This is a genomic window from Streptomyces sp. NPDC079141 (genome assembly GCF_040686775.1).
Classification (GTDB): Bacteria; Actinomycetota; Actinomycetes; order Streptomycetales; family Streptomycetaceae; genus Streptomyces.
Genome location: NZ_JBFBLP010000010.1, coordinates 166233 through 181172 on the forward strand (window position 1 = coordinate 166233; position 14940 = coordinate 181172).

Here is a 14940-nt window from a genome sequence, read left to right on the forward strand (position 1 = left end):
GGCCTGCGGGCGCCGTTCAGTCCAGGACCCGCGCGAGATACGCCCGCAGCAGCTCCCGCGCCTCCTCGATGATCCGTTCGTCGCCCTCGGGGGAGACCCGGAAGGCGAGGTGGACCAGGGTGTCGGCGGTCTCCACGGCGACGAGGAAGACACGGCGCAGATCCTCGTCGGCGGTGCGGCCGAGGTAGCCGGCCAGGAGGCCGGTGAGGCGGTCGGCGACGCGGTGGTTGGGTTCGGCGCGGCGGTCACCGACCGGGATCTGGTTGCCGAAGTCGACGAGGGAGAAGCCGGGGGCGGTCCGCTTCATCACCAGGTACTCGTCGAGTACGGCGTCCATCGCCGTGCGCCAGTCTCCGGCGCCGGTGTCCTCCAGGCGCTCGGTGACGCGCTCGGCGTAGCTCTCCAGGTTGCGCTGGGCGAGGGCGTCGGCCATCTGGCGCTTGTTGCCGAAGAAGCGGTACACGGAGCCGATGGGGACGCCGGCGCGCTGGGCGACGGCGCGGGTGCTCAGGTCCTCGTAGCCGACCTCGTCGAGGAGTTCGGCGCAGGCGTCGAGGATCCTGGTGAGCCGTTCGGCACTGCGCCGTTGCACGGGTGCACGGCGGAGCGAGTTCGTGTGGGGCACGGGCTTCATGATGCCTTTCCGGCCTGGTCCGGTGAACCTTGCCCCCTGGTACGGACTCCGGTGGCCCCTGCACTCATCGCGGGCGTGCTCTCCGTGGACGTGGGCCCGGCCCCCGACGCCGTGATGTCGGCCGTGCTCTCCACCGGCTCGCCGTCCACGGCCCATACGGTGCCGTCGTCGGCGTACAGGCGGGCGGTGACGTGGTGCGTGCCGCGCGGGACGAGTTCGGCCGGCAGGCGGTACTCGGGGGTGCGCAGCCGGGTGATCAGGCGGCCGTTCAGATAGAGGTGGGCAAGGCCCTGGCCGGCGACGGCCTCGCTCTTCGCTCCCGGGGGCGAGAAGCGGAAGTTGCGCACGGTCAGGGTCACGTCCCAGCTGTCGTCGGCCTCGGGCTGCACCTCGATGCCGATCTCGGGGGCGCCCTCGTCGTCCACCTCGCGGTAGGCGCGGCCGTCCTCGTCGGTGTCTTCGAGCAGCTCGCCCACCGGCGAGAGCGACTCGCCGTTGTTCTGTTCCTGAGTGCCACTGGTGCCGCAGCCCACGGATCCGGTCAGCAGCAGGACACAGACCGCGAGCGCGGCGAGCAGGGCCCGCGTCCACGACATGCCCGGGAGCGTAGAACACCGGTCCGACAACTCGAATCCCCCTGGAGTCTGGTTCTGGTCGTCCGCAGTGAGGAGACCCGCGGTACGACCCGCGCCCCCTTGCGCCCACCGAACCACAATCCTACGGTGATGCATAGGATTCCAATGGCTAGGGAGCGATCATGAGCGATGGGGGCACCTCCCGCGCGAGCGTGTTCGAGCGTGGGGGACTGCGGAAGACCGCCGAGACACTGACGTATCTCTCCGGTTTCGGCAACGAGCACAGCTCCGAGGCGGTGCCCGGAGCCCTGCCCGAGGGCCGCAATTCGCCCCAGCGCGCGCCCCTCGGCCTGTACGCGGAGCAGCTGAGCGGCTCGGCCTTCACCGAGCCCCGGGCGCACAACCGCCGCTCCTGGCTGTACCGGATCCGCCCGTCGGCCGCCCACCCGGCGTTCGTCCGCACGGAGAACGGCGCGATCCGCACGGCGCCCTTCGCCGAGACGGTGCCCGACCCGAACCGGCTGCGCTGGAACCCGCTGCCCGCACCCCCCGCGGGCACGGACTTCCTCGCCGGCCTGTGGACACTGGGCGGCAACGGCGACGCCGCCCAGCGCAGCGGCATGGCCGTGCACCTCTACCACGCCGACTCCGCCATGGAGCGCGTCTTCAGCGACGCGGACGGCGAGCTGCTGATCGTCCCCGAGCACGGCGGGCTGCTGCTGCGCACGGAGTTCGGGCTGTTGCGGGCCGAGCCGGGCGAGGTGGCGCTGATCCCGCGCGGGGTGCGCTTCCGGGTCGAACTGCTGGACGCGACGGCCCGCGGCTACGTCTGCGAGAACTACGGCGCCCCCTTCCAGCTCCCCGACCTCGGCCCGATCGGCGCCAACGGCCTGGCGAACGCCCGCGACTTCAGGGCCCCGGTCGCCGCCTACGAGGACATCGAGGGACCGGTGGAGGTGGTGAACAAGTACTGCGGCAACCTCTGGACGGCGACCTACGACCACTCCCCGCTGGACGTCGTCGCCTGGCACGGAAACCATGTGCCGTACGTGTACGACCTGCGCCGTTTCAACGTCATCGGGACGATCTCGTACGACCATCCCGACCCGTCGATCTTCACGGTGCTGACGTCCCCGTCGGACACCCCGGGTCTGGCCGGGGTCGACTTCGTCGTCTTCGCGCCGCGCTGGCTGGTGGGCGAGGACACCTTCCGGCCGCCGTACTTCCACCGGAACGTGATGAGCGAGTACATGGGCCTCATCGAGGGTGCCTACGACGCCAAGGCGGAGGGCTTCGTGCCGGGCGGCGGCTCGCTGCACAACATGATGTCGGCGCACGGGCCGGACCGGGAGACGTTCGACAAGGCGTCGGCGGCCGAGCTGAAGCCGCAGCGGCTGGACGACGGCCTCGCGTTCATGTTCGAGACGCGCTGGCCGGTGACGCTGACCCCGCACGCGGCGGGGGCCGAACACCTCCAGCCGCGGTACGACGATGTGTGGCGGGGACTGGAGCGGCACTTCCGACCGTTGCACTGAACGAAGCCGACCTGTACGGATAGCCCGTGACCTCCTTCGCCCCGGACTCGATCGTCCTGAACCGCAAACTGCCGCTCTGGTACCAGGTGTCGCAGTCGCTGCGCGCCTCGATACTGGGCCGCCGGCCGCAGGATCCGCTGCGGCTGCCGACCGAGGAGCAGCTGGCCGGGCACTACGGCGTGAGCGTGCTGACCATGCGGCAGGCGCTGAAGGAGCTGGAGGACGAGGGGCTGATCACCCGCCACCGCCGGCGGGGCACGTTCATCGAGCCGCATGTGCAGCGGGGCGCGCCGGTGCGGCTGCTCGGCTCGGTGGACGCGATCGTGGCCCAGCAGTCGGGCATGGTGACGGAGCTCCTCGACCACGGCAAGGCGCCGGTGCCGCCCGAACTGGCCGAGTACTTCCCCGGCCTCGGGGAGGTGGCGACGTACCACCGGCTGCGCAGCGACGAGAAGACGGGCGAGCCGACGAACCACGCCCACAACTGGGTCCGCCCCGAGGTCGCCGCGCACGTCGATGCCGAGGACCTGGAGCGCTGGCCGATGACGAAGGTGCTGCGGGACGTCGTCGGGGCGGACATCAGTCGCATCACGGACACGGTGTCGGCGCGGCTGGCCGATCCGGAGACGGCTCGGCTGCTTCAGGTGCCGTTGCTGAGCCCGATCCTGCACTACACGGGGGTTACTTATGACACGGACGGGCGGGTTTTGGATGTCGCCGTCATCCATTATCGGGGGGACCGTTTCTCGTTCACTGTGACGCTGGATGCGTCGTCCTGAGGGTGCGGGCTGTGGGGGCTGGTCGCGCAGTTCCCCGCGCCCCTTTGGGGCGCTACCCCGAACCGGCGTCATCAGCACGACGTACCATGCCGAGCGTGACGCACGACGACGCTCCGCTCCTCGCGGACCTCATGCCGTGGTCCGTCGCACCGCTTCGGCTGGGCCGGGGGTGGCCGACGGGCCCCGACGCCGCCTGTCTGAAGGCCCGCTGGGACGCCTTCGTGAAGGCCGAGGGGCCGGACCGGGAGGCGCTGCTGGAGCCGACCCGCTCGCGCACCCTGCACTCGGCGGTGGCCCAACTGCCGGGCCGCTCCGGCGGTACGGAGAAGCTGGTCCGTGCCTCGGGCCCGTGCCCGGAGCCCGTACGCGTGCTGCACGCACCCTTCGACGAGCAGTGGCTGATCCCCGACCACCGTCTGATCGACACGGCCCGGCCGGAGTTGTGGCGGGTGGCGGACGAACACCAGGTGTTCCTGGTCGAGATGCCCGGCCAGGTGCTCGCCACCTCACTCCTCCCCCTGCTGCGCCCGGGCCGCGTCCGCCCGCTGTACCGCCGCCCCGACGGCACGGAACCCAACCTGGCACCCGGCCTGCTGGACCATCTGGCGTCCCGTCTCGGTGTGCCCGTCACCCCCGTCGACGTACTGGCCTGGACACTGTCGGCCACCCGCCCCGACCTGACCGTCCCGCTCACCGGGGACCCCGAACTCTGGGCGCACGGCGTCGAGTCGGGCCACCGCGCGCTCTGGCTCATGCGCCGCAACGGCGAGCGCCCCAAACTCCCCGGCGGCCGCCGCCCCTACGTCCGCGCCCCGCTCCCCGGCCGCCCGCTGACCCTCCACTACGACCGCGAGGAGGAGACCCTGCACCTCGACGACGGCCGCATCTCCCCGGTCCCGCCCGAGGCCTGGGACTACGAGGCGGGCGGCGTCCGGGTCCTGGAGGAGTGGTTCGCGGCCCGCACGACGGAGTCGGCCGAACCGGGCACGCTGGCAGCGATCCGCCCGCCGACCTGGCCGCAGGCGTGGACCTCGGAACTACTGGAACTGATCACGGTCCTGGCCCTGTTGGCGACGCAGCAGGAGGAACCGACGGTGACGGATCCGGTCACGGCGGGTGAGCTGGGCAGGGCGGGGGTGCTGCCGGTGCCGGACGCGGCACGCAGGCCGGCGTCGGTCCTGGACCACCACGAGGAAGGCCCGGAAGGCCAGTTCACGCTCATCTGACGGGCGCGTAGCTGTCCAGCAACCGCCCCAGCATCCGCTCGAACGTGGCCTCCGGGTCCTCCGCCGGAGCCACCCCCTGCGCGAACAGCGCGGCCAGGTGCGGATACTCCCCCGTCATCACCTGGCGCATCATGTACTCCCCCCGCACGGCCTGCTCCCGCTCCGCACTCCAGGCGGTGGCCCGCGCCCGCTCGGCCAGCGCCAGTTCGTTCGCGACGAACGTCATCACCGACCCGTTGACCATCCCGAACAGCTCCAGCTTCGTGCCGGGCGGCACATCGAGCCCCTCCAGACAGGCGAGGACCCAGTCCAGACAGCGAAGGGCGTTGGGGCTGATGCTGTACACGGACGACATCACCCGGATCACCCACGGATGCCGCCGCATGATGTCGCGAGCCTGACGCGCCAGGAACATCATGTCCGCGCGCCAGTCCCCGCTCGGCTCACGGGACAGCTCGTACTCCCCGCTGACGAGGTCGACCATCAGCTCGTACAGGTCCTCTTTGCGCGGCACGTAGTTGTACAGGGACATCGTCCCGCACCCGATGTCCGCCGCGATCCGCCGCATCGAGACGGCGTCGAGGCCGTCCGCGTCGGCGATCCGGACGGCGGCCGCCGCGATGTCCGCCCGCGAGTACGCGGGCTTCGGCCCGCGCCCCGTGCGCTCGGGGCGCGCCCAGATCACTTCGGGTTCGGCCGCTCGGCCCGCCATCGATCATCACCTCGCCCACCATCGTAGTTACGTACACCGTACGTAGTGCGCTATGGTCGCCGCATGACTACTACGTACGCTGTACTTAGTGAGGGTCTGGAGAAGCGCTTCGGCGAGGTCCGTGCCCTGCGCGGGCTGGATCTGGCGGTGGCCGCCGGCACGGTCTGCGGCATCCTCGGGCCGAACGGCGCCGGCAAGACCACGGCCGTCCGGCTGCTCACCACGCTGCTGCGCCCTGACGCGGGCTCCGCACGGATCGCCGGCCACGACCTCGTGAGGGAGCCGGCGGCGATACGGCGCCGGATCGGCGTCACCGGGCAGTACACCTCGGTCGACGGGGACCTCACCGGACGCCAGAACCTGCGCCTGTTCGCCCGGCTGCACCGGGTCCGGGACGCCGCCGCACGCGCCGGCGAGCTGCTGGACCGCTTCGGGCTGACCGAGGCCGCCGACCGGCCGGCGTCCACCTACTCGGGCGGTATGCGGCGACGGCTGGACCTGGCGGCGAGCCTGATCCGCCACCCCGAGGTGCTGTTCCTGGACGAGCCGACCACCGGCCTGGACCCGGCCAGCCGGAACATGATCCGGGCAGCGGTGCGCGAGCTGACCGGCGAGGGCACGACCGTACTGCTGACCACCCAGTACCTGGAGGAGGCCGATCAACTGGCCGACGACATCGCCCTGGTGGACCGGGGACGGGTGGCGCACACAGGCTCCCCCGCCGAGCTCAAAGCGCTGATGGGGACCTACGTCGAGGTCGTCCTTGCCCGTCCGGAGGTGATGGTGCGGGCGGCCGAGGTACTCGACCGGCTGACCGGCGGCGAGCCGGCGTTCGACCACGACCGGGCCGCCGTCGGCGCGGTCACCCGGGACACCACGCTCACGCTCCCCCGGCTGGTGCGTGAACTCGACGCGGCGGGCGTGCCGTTGCTGGACGCGAGCCTCAAGGCCCCCACCCTCGACGATGTCTTCCTGCGCCTCACCGAGGACGACCTGCGGGACGACAAGGAGCACGCGGCATGAGCACCCTGGCCCACGACGGCACGGCCCTCCTCGGCCGCCAGCTCCGGCGGATCCGGAACAACCCGGGGCTGATCGTCCTGACCCAGACCACGCCCATCACCATGCTGCTGTTCTTCGGCTACGTCTTCGGCAGCGCGGTCGCGATGCCCGGCACCGAGTACCGCACCTACCTGGTGCCCGGACTGCTCGCGGCCACGGCCGTGGGCGGGATCATGACGGGCATGTTCCAGGCGGCCCAGGACACGCACCGCGGCGTGACGGACCGGCTGCGCACCCTGCCGGTGAGCCGGGCCGCGGTACCACTCGGGCAGGCGGTGGCGGACCTGGTCGTCACGGCGGCAGGGCTGGTGCCGTTCCTGCTGGTCGGGCTTGCGGTGGGCTGGCGGTTCGAGGGGTCGGCCCTCGAAGGGGCCGCCGCCCTGGGCCTGCTGCTGCTGTTCCGGTTCGCGTGCACCTGGGTCGGGATCCTGCTCGGACTGCTCAGCCGGAGCGAGGAGGCCGCCGGGCAGCTCGGCAGCGCGACCTTCGTCCTGCCGCTGCTGTCCAACGCGTACATCCCGACCGACAATCTGGCGGGCTGGCTGCGCACGGTCGCCGAGTGGAACCCGGTCAGCGCGGTCACCACGGCCCTGCGGGACCTCTTCGGCAACGCTCCCGTACCCCAGGACGCCGCCTGGCCCGTGGCACACCCCGTCGCCGGCTCGCTGGCCTGGTGCGCGGTGCTGATCGCGGTGGCCGCGCCGCTCGCCGTACGCCGGTACGCCCATGGCCAAGGCTGACGCCCACGGGGCATGATCGCCCGCATGGAATCGCAGCCGCTCCCCCTCGCGGGCATCACCGTCGTCGCCGTCGAACAGGCCGTGGCCGCTCCCTTCGCCACCCGGCAGCTCGCCGATCTGGGTGCCCGGGTGATCAAGGTCGAGCGGATCGACGGCGGCGACTTCGCCCGCGGCTACGACACCGCCGCCCGCGGCCTGGCCTCGCATTTCGTGTGGTGCAACCGCGGCAAGGAGTCCATCGCCCTGGATCTGAAGGACGCGCGCGGCCTGGACGTCGTACGGCGGCTGATCGACGACGCGGACGTCTTCGTACAGAACCTCGCGCAGGGGGCCGCGGCCCGGCTGGGCCTCGACGCGGCCACGCTGTGCGCCGCGCACCCGCGGCTGATCGCCGTGGACATCTCGGGATACGGCGCGGGCGGCCCGTACGCGGACAAGCGGGCGTACGACATGCTCGTGCAGTGCGAGGCGGGGCTGGTGTCGGTGACCGGGACGCCCGAGCAGCCGGTGAAGGCCGGGATCCCCGCGGCGGACATCGCGGCCGCCATGTACGCCTTCTCAGGAGTGCTCGCGGCGCTGGTACGGCGGGGTGTCACCGGGCGCGGCGGGCCGGTGGAGGTGTCGATGCTGGAGTCGCTGGCGGAGTGGATGGGGCATCCGCTGCACCATGCGATGCACGGTGGCACGGCCCCGGCGCGCACCGGGCTCGCGCACGCCGTCATCGCGCCGTACGACGCCTATCCGACGGCGGACGGCGGGCGGGTGCTGTTGTCGGTGCAGAACGACCGGGAGTGGCGGCGGCTGGCCGAACAGGTGCTTGAGCGGCCGGAGTTGGGTTCGGATCCGGCCTATGCCACGAACGCGGCGCGGGTGGTGAACCGGGAGCGCACCGACGAGCTGGTGGGCAAGGCCCTGGGTGCGCTCGGCACGGACGAGGCGCTGGCCCGGCTGGAGGGCGCGGGGCTGGCGTGTGCGCGGCTGAGGGATCTGCACGAGGTGGCGGAGCATCCGCAGCTGGCGGCCCGGGAGCGGTGGCGGGAGGTGGGCTCGCCGGTGGGGCCGCTCAGGGCACTGCTGCCGCCCATCACGCTGCCGGGTGGGGCGGCGGCACACATGGGGGACGTACCCGCGCTCGGGGAGCACACCGGAACACTGCTGCGAGCCGTGGGGATGACGGACGGCGAGATCGCAGCACTGCGCCGGGACGGTGTGGCCGCCTGAGCGCGGGCCGGAACGCCTAGTGGCCGCCGAACAGTGAGCGGCGCAGTCGGCGCAGTGGCGCGAAGAGCGAGACGCGACGGACTCGCGCACCCCGGTCACTGTGCTGACGCACGGGCTCACGCGCGGTCAGTTCACGCATCAGCAAGGTCGCCTCGGCCGTCTTCTGCTGCGGCACGGCGGGACCCGCCAGCACCGCGAGATGGCGGTCGAGGCGCGAACTGGTCGCGCTGCTCCCGCAGGTGATCGCAGGGACCCTCGCCCTGCTGCGCACTGTTATCTGTTCCATGACACTCCCCACCCGTACGAGTCCACCCGGCCCGGGCAGGGTAACCCTATCGCTCCCGTGGGGCACTCGTGTATCGCGGTCACAGGATTCACCTTCCCCGTAAGGGTGTTGACGACCCGTCGTTGATTACTCTCCGAATCCAACCGATTTCAGGGCGAGTTGGACAACCGGCTGGGTGGTGGGCTGCGCCGAGCCCCCGTCCGGCTCGACGGTCACAGCGAGTGACGTCGCGGACTTGTCCAGGCCGGACGCGACCAAGGGCGTGTCGCCGTCGAAGAGCCCGAGGGAGCGCGGTTGCGCGTCGGGGCGCATGAGCCACAGTTGATGCACGCGGTCGCCCGGGGGGTCGCCGTAGCCGCCGAGGGTGACCACCGCGCGCCCCTCCGATACGGAAGCGATCACTCCGATACTTCGGCCGCGAGCGTCCTGCCCACCGGCCGCCCGGGCGTCGGGAGCCGCCAGAACGTGGGCGATCTCACGTGCCCGGTCCCGCTCGGCGTTCAGCCGGTCCTGCGTCTCGTTCGCCTGTACGGCGAACAGGGCCGCGACGACGAGCGCCGCGGCGGCGGTGGCCGTGGCGAACGGCACGAACAGCGGCCCCCGCCGCCGCACCCGCGGCGGCGGCTGCGCCCCCCACACATGCGGCGGCAACTGCGGCTCATGCGCCCGCACCGCCTCCTGCGGAGTCGTCCGTACGGCGGCCAGGACCCGTTCGCGCAGCGCGGCCGGCGCGGGGGCCGCCGTCGACCAGGCCAGCCGGACCGCGTCCTCGGACAGGGCCCGCACCTCGGCGGCGCAGCGGTCACAGTTCTTCAGATGCTTCTCGAAGCGCACGCGTTCGGCCGGTTCCAGGGCGTCGAGGGCATAGGGGGCGGCAAGGGAGTGCAGATCTCCGCGGCGGAACAGGCTCATGCGGCGCCTCCCAGGCACTCGCGCAGCCGGGTCAGCCCGTCGCGCATCCGTGTTTTCACCGTGCCCAGCGGCAGCGAGAGCCGCTCGGCGACCTCACGGTAGGTGTAGCCGTCGTAGTAGGCGAGGGTGACCGACTGGCGCTGGAGGGCCGTGAGCCGGTCCAGACAGCGGCGGACCCACTCGCGTTCGAGGCCGGCCTCGACCTCCTCGGCGACATGGTCGAAGGCCGGCTGGTTGGCGCGGAGCGCCTCGCGCTGCTCGCGCTCACCGGCCGCGCGGGCGCTGCGCACCCGGTCGACGGCCCGGCGGTGGGCGAGGGTGAGGACCCATGACAGGGCGCTGCCCCGCCCGGGATCGAACCGCCCGGCGGACCGCCACAGTTCCAGCAGCACCTCCTGCGCCACCTCCTCCGACTGGGCCGGGTCCCGCACCACACGCCGCACCAGCCCGAAGACCGGCCCGGACACCAGTCCGTACAGCTCCTCGAACGCCTTCTGGTCGCCGCCTGCCACGAGCATCAGCAGCTCGTCCGCCTCCAACTCGTCTCCCCCTCCCGCGAGACCGCATCTGGGCCGTCCCGTCCCACGAGGTATTCGCAACGCACCCACCTCCGGATGGGGTTACGGATCAGAAGGCCCAAAACGCGGGTCGGCGGGCAGCCGAATCTGTTTTTCGGGTCGGACCAATCCGCTCCGCGCGCGGCTCCGAATCCCGGTGCGTCAGGCAAGTTGAACCGAGGACGGACGGCATGACACCTATCTCCAGGAGCGGCGCGGGACGCGCGAGCGTCGCGACCCTCATCTGTGGTGCGCTCGCCGCCGGGGGGCTCGCAGCCGCCGGCGTGACCGCGCTGGAACCGGGGGCGGCCTCCGCCTCCAGTCACCGGGAGGCCCCCCTGATCTCGGGGACCCCGCAGTACGACAACACGGACGTGTACGCGTTCGTCAGCCCGGACAAGCCGGACACCACCACGATCGTGGCGAACTGGATCCCGTTCGAGGAGCCGGCCGGCGGACCGAACTTCTTCCCGTTCGCCGAGGACGCCCAGTACGACATCCACATCGACAACAACGGTGACGCGCAGGGCGAGCTGCTCTACCGCTTCACCTTCAAGACGCATGTGAAGAACAAGAAGACGTTCCTGTACAACACCGGTCCGGTCGAGAGCCTCGACGACCCCGACCTGAACGTCACGCAGACGTACGACATCGACCTGCTGCGGCTGAAGAACCAGCACCTGGTCTCCAAGACGAAGATCGCCAACGATGTGCCGGTGGCGCCGTCGAACGTCGGCAAGGCCTCGATGCCGGACTACGCGAAGCTGCGCAAGCAGGCGATCCACCCGCTCGCGGGCGGTTCGACGACGTTCGCCGGCCAGGCCGACGACCCCTTCTTCCTGGACCTGCGCGTCTTCGACCTGCTGTACGGCGGGAACCTCAGCGAGGTCGGGAACGACACCCTCAAGGGCTACAACGTCAACTCCATCGCGCTTCAGGTGCCCACGCACATGATCACGGAGTCGGCCGAGCAGCCGATCGTCGGGATCTGGTCGACGACCCAGCGCAAGAACGCCCAGGGGCACTTCACCCAGGTGTCGCGCCTGGGCAACCCGCTGGTGAACGAGGTCGTCAATCCGCTGAAGGACAAGGACAAGTTCAACGCGGACTCGCCCTGGAACGACGGCCAGTTCCTGAAGAACGTGACCAACCCCGAGCTGCCGAAGCTCATCGAGGCGATCTACAAGATCCCGGCGCCCGCCGAGCCGCGGAACGACCTCGTCGATGTCTTCCTCAAGGGTGTGAAGGGGCTCAACCAGCCGCCGAACGTGCGGCCCGCGGAGGAGCTGCGGCTGAACACGTCGATCAAGCCGACGGCCTCGCCCAAGCGGCTCGGTGTGCTCGACGGCGACAACGCCGGGTTCCCGAACGGGCGCCGGCTGTCGGACGACGTGCTCGATGCCGCGCTCCAGGTCGTCGAGGGCGAACTGGTCGGCTCCAAGAACGACTTGGGCGACGCGGTCGACAAGAACGACAAGGCCTTCGAGAAGGCGTTCCCGTATGTGGCGCTGCCCACGGAGGGGTCGCGGGGGCCGCTGGCGAAGGGCACCTCCGGTGACACGGATGTGCGCAGCCAGATCGGGGACGCGCTGTCCCCTGCCGGGGGTTCCGATGACACCACGCTGATCGCGGCTTCTGCGGGGGCCGGGGCTGCGGGGATCGCCTTGATCGGGGCCGGGTTGCTCTGGTGGCGGCGGATGCGGGAGCGGGCGTACTAGGCGCCGTGGCGGGGAGCTGTGCGGGTTCGGCCGCGGGTCTGTTGTGGCCGGTCGCGCAGTTCCCCGCCCCCTTGGCCGTTCGTTTCAGACCGAACCAGGAGAGGTCATGAGGAAGCACAGGCTTCAACTCGCCTTGTGTGTCGCGCTGTTGGCCGTCGCGTTCACCGCCGGGTCGATCGCGCTCGGCGGCGGGCGGGAGACGCCCGGGCGGAGTGTCGCGGCCGGGTCCCCGGCGCTCCTCGCCTCCGGTGACCTCGACGCGAGTGTCTCCGCCCTCCAGGAGCATCTGCGGGAGCAGCCGCGGGACTTCACCGGGTGGGCGACGCTCGGGCTCGGCTATGTCGAGCAGGCCCGGACCAAGGGTGACCCCTCGCGGTACCCGCAGGCCGAGCGGGCGTTCGAGCGGTCCCTCGCGGTGGAGCCGGGCAACGATCAGGCGCTCGCGGGCCGCGCCGCCCTCGCGGCGGCCCGGCACGACTTCGAGGGCGCTCTGGAGTACGCCGACCGGGCGCTGGCGCAGAACCCCTACAGCGAGCGCGCGCTGTCCACCCGGATCGACGCCCTCGTGGAACTCGGCCGCTACGACGAGGCGTCGAAGGCGGCCGACACCGCGGACTCCCGACGGCCCGGCATCCCGGTGTTCACCCGGTACGCGTACGTGCGCGAGCTGCGCGGGGACGTCACCGGCGCCCGCCGGGTGCTGGAGCAGGCTCTCGGTGCGGCGACCGCGCCCGGGGACGTGGCGTACGTGGCCACGCAGCTCGGGCAACTCGCCTGGAACCAGGGCGACTACAAGTCCGCACTGCTGCACTACGCGCGTGCGCTCTCGGCCGACGAGGCCTATCTGCCGGCCTTGGAGGGCCGCGCTCGTGCGCAGGCCGCGCGCGGGGAGACGGCGGCGGCGGTCCGTGGCATGGCGGACGTCGTCGTCCGCTCCCCGCTGCCCGGTCCGCTCGTCGGGCTCGGTGAGCTCTACGAGGCGGGCGGCGACCGGACGAAGGCGCGTGACCAGTACGCCCTCGTCGACGCCTGGACGGCCCTGGCCCGCGCCAACGGCGTCAACGCCGATCTCGACACCGCGCTCGCCGCGGCCGACCACGGCGACAAGGCCTCCGCCCTGCGCGCGGCCCGCACCGAGTGGGACCGCCGCCGCACGGTGCACACCGCGGACGCCCTCGCCTGGGCGCTGCACGTCAACGGCCGCGACGCGGAGGCCCTGCCCTACGCTCGCCGGGCCACGGCCACCGGCTACCGCAACGCCGCGTTCCTCCACCACCGCGGCATGATCGAGTACGCCACGGGCCGGGCGCGGGACGCCCGCACCCACCTGGCGGCGGCCCTGGAGCTCAACCCGGGCTTCTCGCCCCTGGGCGCCCGCGAGGCCCGTACGGCCCTCAAGGACCTGGAGGCGGCCAAGTGACCCTCCGTCGCCTGATCGCCTCCGGCGCGGCCGTCCTCACGGCCGTCGGCGCGCTCGTGCTGGTCCCCTCCCCACCCGCGAGCGCGCACCCCCTCGGCAACTTCACCGTCAACCGCTACGACGGTCTCGTCGCGGCGCCCGGCGCCCTCCGCGTCGATCATGTCGAGGACCTCGCGGAGATCCCCGCCACGCAGGCGGGGCCCGACATCGAGAAGCTCGGCGTGAGCGAGTGGGCCGGGCGGCGGTGTGCCGCGGCGGCCGAGGGCAGCAGGCTCACCGTGGACGGGCGCACGGTCGCCCTGACCGTGCGGAGCAGCCGTGCGCGGGTGCGTCCCGGGCAGGCCGGGCTCGACACCCTGCGGGTGGAGTGCCGGCTGACCGCTCCGCTGCCCGAGGGTGCCGCCGTCGCCGTCCGTTTCCGGAGCGCGGGCGCGGACTCCGGGCCCGGCTGGCGGGAGATCACCGCGCGCGGCGACCGTATGACGCTCACCGGGTCGGACGTACCGGAGAAGTCGGCGTCCCGCGAACTGACCGACTACCCGCAGGAGTTGCTCTCCTCCCCCACCGACACCGCGACCGCCTCCCTGCGCGTCCGGCCCGGCGGTCCGGCCCTCGTCGAGGAGCAGGGGGACGCCCCGGCCGCCTCCGTACTGCCGCGCGGCGCCGACCGCTGGACCCGTGCGCTGGACTCCCTGGTCGCCCGCCACGACCTCACGGTCGGGTTCGCCGCGCTCGCGCTGCTCGTCGCGGTCGCCCTGGGCGCGATGCACGCGGTCGCCCCGGGCCACGGCAAGACGCTCATGGCCGCGGTGGCGGCGGCGCGCGGCGGGCGGGCCCGGATGAAGGACGTCCTCCCGCTCGCCGCCTCGGTGACGGTCACCCACACCCTGGGCGTGGTCGCCCTGGGCCTGCTGGTCACGGCCGGTTCCGCGGCCGCCCCGTCGGTGATCACCTGGCTGGGCATCGCGAGCGGGGCCCTGGTGGCGGCGGCCGGCGTGACGCTGGTCCGGCGGGCCTGGCAGCAGCGGAGCCACACGCATACGCACGTCCCCCAGCGCACTCCCGTCCTGGTCGGGGCCCACGCCCACAGTCACGACCACCATCACCACGACCACGACCACGGTCACACCCACACGCACACCCACGGCGGCCACACCCACACCCACCCCACAGCCCCCACCCTCCGCGGCACGATCCTCCTCGGCTTCGCCGGCGGGCTCGTGCCCAGTCCCTCCGCGGTCGTGGTCCTGGTCGGTGCGGCGGCCCTCGGGCACGCCTGGTTCGGGCTGCTGCTCGTCGTGGCGTACGGCCTCGGGCTCGCCCTCACCCTCACCGCGACCGGGTTCGCCGTCGTCCGGCTGGGGGCCGGGGCGAACCGGCTGCTGGAGCGGCGTCCCCGGTGGGCGGTGCACCCCTTGGCCGCCCTGGTCCGCCGCACCGCGCCGCTGGTGTCCGCGGGGATCGTCGTAGCTCTTGGGGTCGGATTGGTGCTCAAGGGGGCGGCAAGCGCAGTCGGCTGAGCTAGTTTTGTGAGGAAAAGGAGATTTCGCGCGCATGCGAATG

Annotated in this window: 15 protein-coding genes; 9 read left to right on the plus strand and 6 right to left on the minus strand. The window is 72.2% G+C overall.

The genetic code is table 11. The annotated features are described in order from the left end of the window. Nucleotides 1-16: 16 nt before the first annotated feature. Both AB0Q90_RS26105 and AB0Q90_RS26110 read right to left on the minus strand, forming a co-directional pair. Nucleotides 17-634: a TetR/AcrR family transcriptional regulator gene (locus tag AB0Q90_RS26105; protein ID WP_363164286.1), complete on the minus strand. Its 618-nt coding sequence runs from the start codon at nt 632-634 to the stop codon at nt 17-19. Further along, on the minus strand, nt 631-1230 hold the full coding sequence (locus AB0Q90_RS26110) for a hypothetical protein (RefSeq protein WP_363164287.1): 600 nt from the start codon (nt 1228-1230) through the stop codon (nt 631-633). The genes AB0Q90_RS26105 and AB0Q90_RS26110 overlap by 4 nt, the downstream gene beginning before the upstream one ends. A gap of 161 nt (nt 1231-1391) precedes the next feature. On the opposite strand from AB0Q90_RS26110, the gene hmgA reads away from it, so the two are divergent. The 3 genes from hmgA to AB0Q90_RS26125 all read left to right on the plus strand — a co-directional run bounded on the left by hmgA (nt 1392) and on the right by AB0Q90_RS26125 (nt 4749). Next, the gene (gene hmgA, locus AB0Q90_RS26115; protein WP_363164288.1) at nt 1392-2744 is read left to right on the plus strand and encodes a homogentisate 1,2-dioxygenase; all 1353 of its coding nucleotides are present in this window, start codon (nt 1392-1394) and stop codon (nt 2742-2744) included. Nucleotides 2745-2770: 26 nt separating this feature from the next. Further along, complete coding sequence (locus AB0Q90_RS26120; protein WP_363164289.1) at nt 2771-3523, plus strand: GntR family transcriptional regulator; 753 nt, start codon at nt 2771-2773, stop codon at nt 3521-3523. 86 nt (nt 3524-3609) lie between these two features. Continuing rightward, nucleotides 3610-4749: a type ISP restriction/modification enzyme gene (locus tag AB0Q90_RS26125; RefSeq protein ID WP_363164290.1), complete on the plus strand. Its 1140-nt coding sequence runs from the start codon at nt 3610-3612 to the stop codon at nt 4747-4749. On the opposite strand, the gene AB0Q90_RS26130 is transcribed toward AB0Q90_RS26125, so the two are convergent. Further along, on the minus strand, nt 4742-5461 hold the full coding sequence (locus tag AB0Q90_RS26130) for a TetR/AcrR family transcriptional regulator C-terminal domain-containing protein (protein WP_363164291.1): 720 nt from the start codon (nt 5459-5461) through the stop codon (nt 4742-4744). The two genes, AB0Q90_RS26125 and AB0Q90_RS26130, sit on opposite strands and share 8 nt — an antisense overlap. Nucleotides 5462-5524: 63 nt before the next feature. Here AB0Q90_RS26130 and AB0Q90_RS26135 point away from each other — a divergent pair, with 63 nt between their 5' ends. Genes AB0Q90_RS26135 through AB0Q90_RS26145 form a run of 3 tightly spaced genes read left to right on the plus strand, consistent with a single transcriptional unit; the run spans nt 5525 to nt 8484 of the window. Further along, nucleotides 5525-6484: an ATP-binding cassette domain-containing protein gene (locus AB0Q90_RS26135; protein WP_363164292.1), complete on the plus strand. Its 960-nt coding sequence runs from the start codon at nt 5525-5527 to the stop codon at nt 6482-6484. Next, nucleotides 6481-7263, plus strand: a complete 783-nt coding sequence (locus AB0Q90_RS26140; RefSeq protein WP_363164293.1) for an ABC transporter permease — start codon at nt 6481-6483, stop codon at nt 7261-7263. Before AB0Q90_RS26135 ends, AB0Q90_RS26140 begins: the two co-directional genes overlap by 4 nt. Nucleotides 7264-7287: 24 nt before the next feature. Then, complete coding sequence (locus AB0Q90_RS26145; RefSeq protein WP_363164294.1) at nt 7288-8484, plus strand: CaiB/BaiF CoA-transferase family protein; 1197 nt, start codon at nt 7288-7290, stop codon at nt 8482-8484. Between the two features lie 16 nt (nt 8485-8500). On the opposite strand, the gene AB0Q90_RS26150 is transcribed toward AB0Q90_RS26145, so the two are convergent. The 3 genes from AB0Q90_RS26150 to AB0Q90_RS26160 form a co-directional block, all read right to left on the minus strand. Then, a complete protein-coding gene (locus tag AB0Q90_RS26150; RefSeq protein WP_363164295.1) occupies nt 8501-8770 on the minus strand; it encodes a hypothetical protein in 270 nt (89 codons plus the stop codon). 126 nt (nt 8771-8896) lie between these two features. Further along, nucleotides 8897-9682 carry an anti-sigma factor gene (locus tag AB0Q90_RS26155; RefSeq protein WP_363164296.1) on the minus strand — a complete coding sequence of 262 codons (786 nt, stop codon included), beginning with the start codon at nt 9680-9682 and terminating at the stop codon, nt 8897-8899. Then, a complete protein-coding gene (locus AB0Q90_RS26160; RefSeq protein WP_363164297.1) occupies nt 9679-10221 on the minus strand; it encodes a sigma-70 family RNA polymerase sigma factor in 543 nt (180 codons plus the stop codon). The genes AB0Q90_RS26155 and AB0Q90_RS26160 overlap by 4 nt, the downstream gene beginning before the upstream one ends. Before the next feature lie 209 nt (nt 10222-10430). Between AB0Q90_RS26160 and AB0Q90_RS26165 the strand changes: the two genes are divergently transcribed. From AB0Q90_RS26165 to AB0Q90_RS26175, 3 genes are all read left to right on the plus strand, one after another. Then, nucleotides 10431-11957: a DUF4331 domain-containing protein gene (locus AB0Q90_RS26165; RefSeq protein WP_363164298.1), complete on the plus strand. Its 1527-nt coding sequence runs from the start codon at nt 10431-10433 to the stop codon at nt 11955-11957. 106 nt (nt 11958-12063) lie between these two features. Continuing rightward, on the plus strand, nt 12064-13377 hold the full coding sequence (locus tag AB0Q90_RS26170) for a tetratricopeptide repeat protein (protein WP_363164299.1): 1314 nt from the start codon (nt 12064-12066) through the stop codon (nt 13375-13377). Beyond that, nucleotides 13374-14897, plus strand: coding sequence for a nickel transporter (locus tag AB0Q90_RS26175; protein WP_363164300.1), 1524 nt, complete (start codon nt 13374-13376; stop codon nt 14895-14897). Before AB0Q90_RS26170 ends, AB0Q90_RS26175 begins: the two co-directional genes overlap by 4 nt. The last annotated feature ends 43 nt before the right edge of the window (nt 14898-14940 follow it).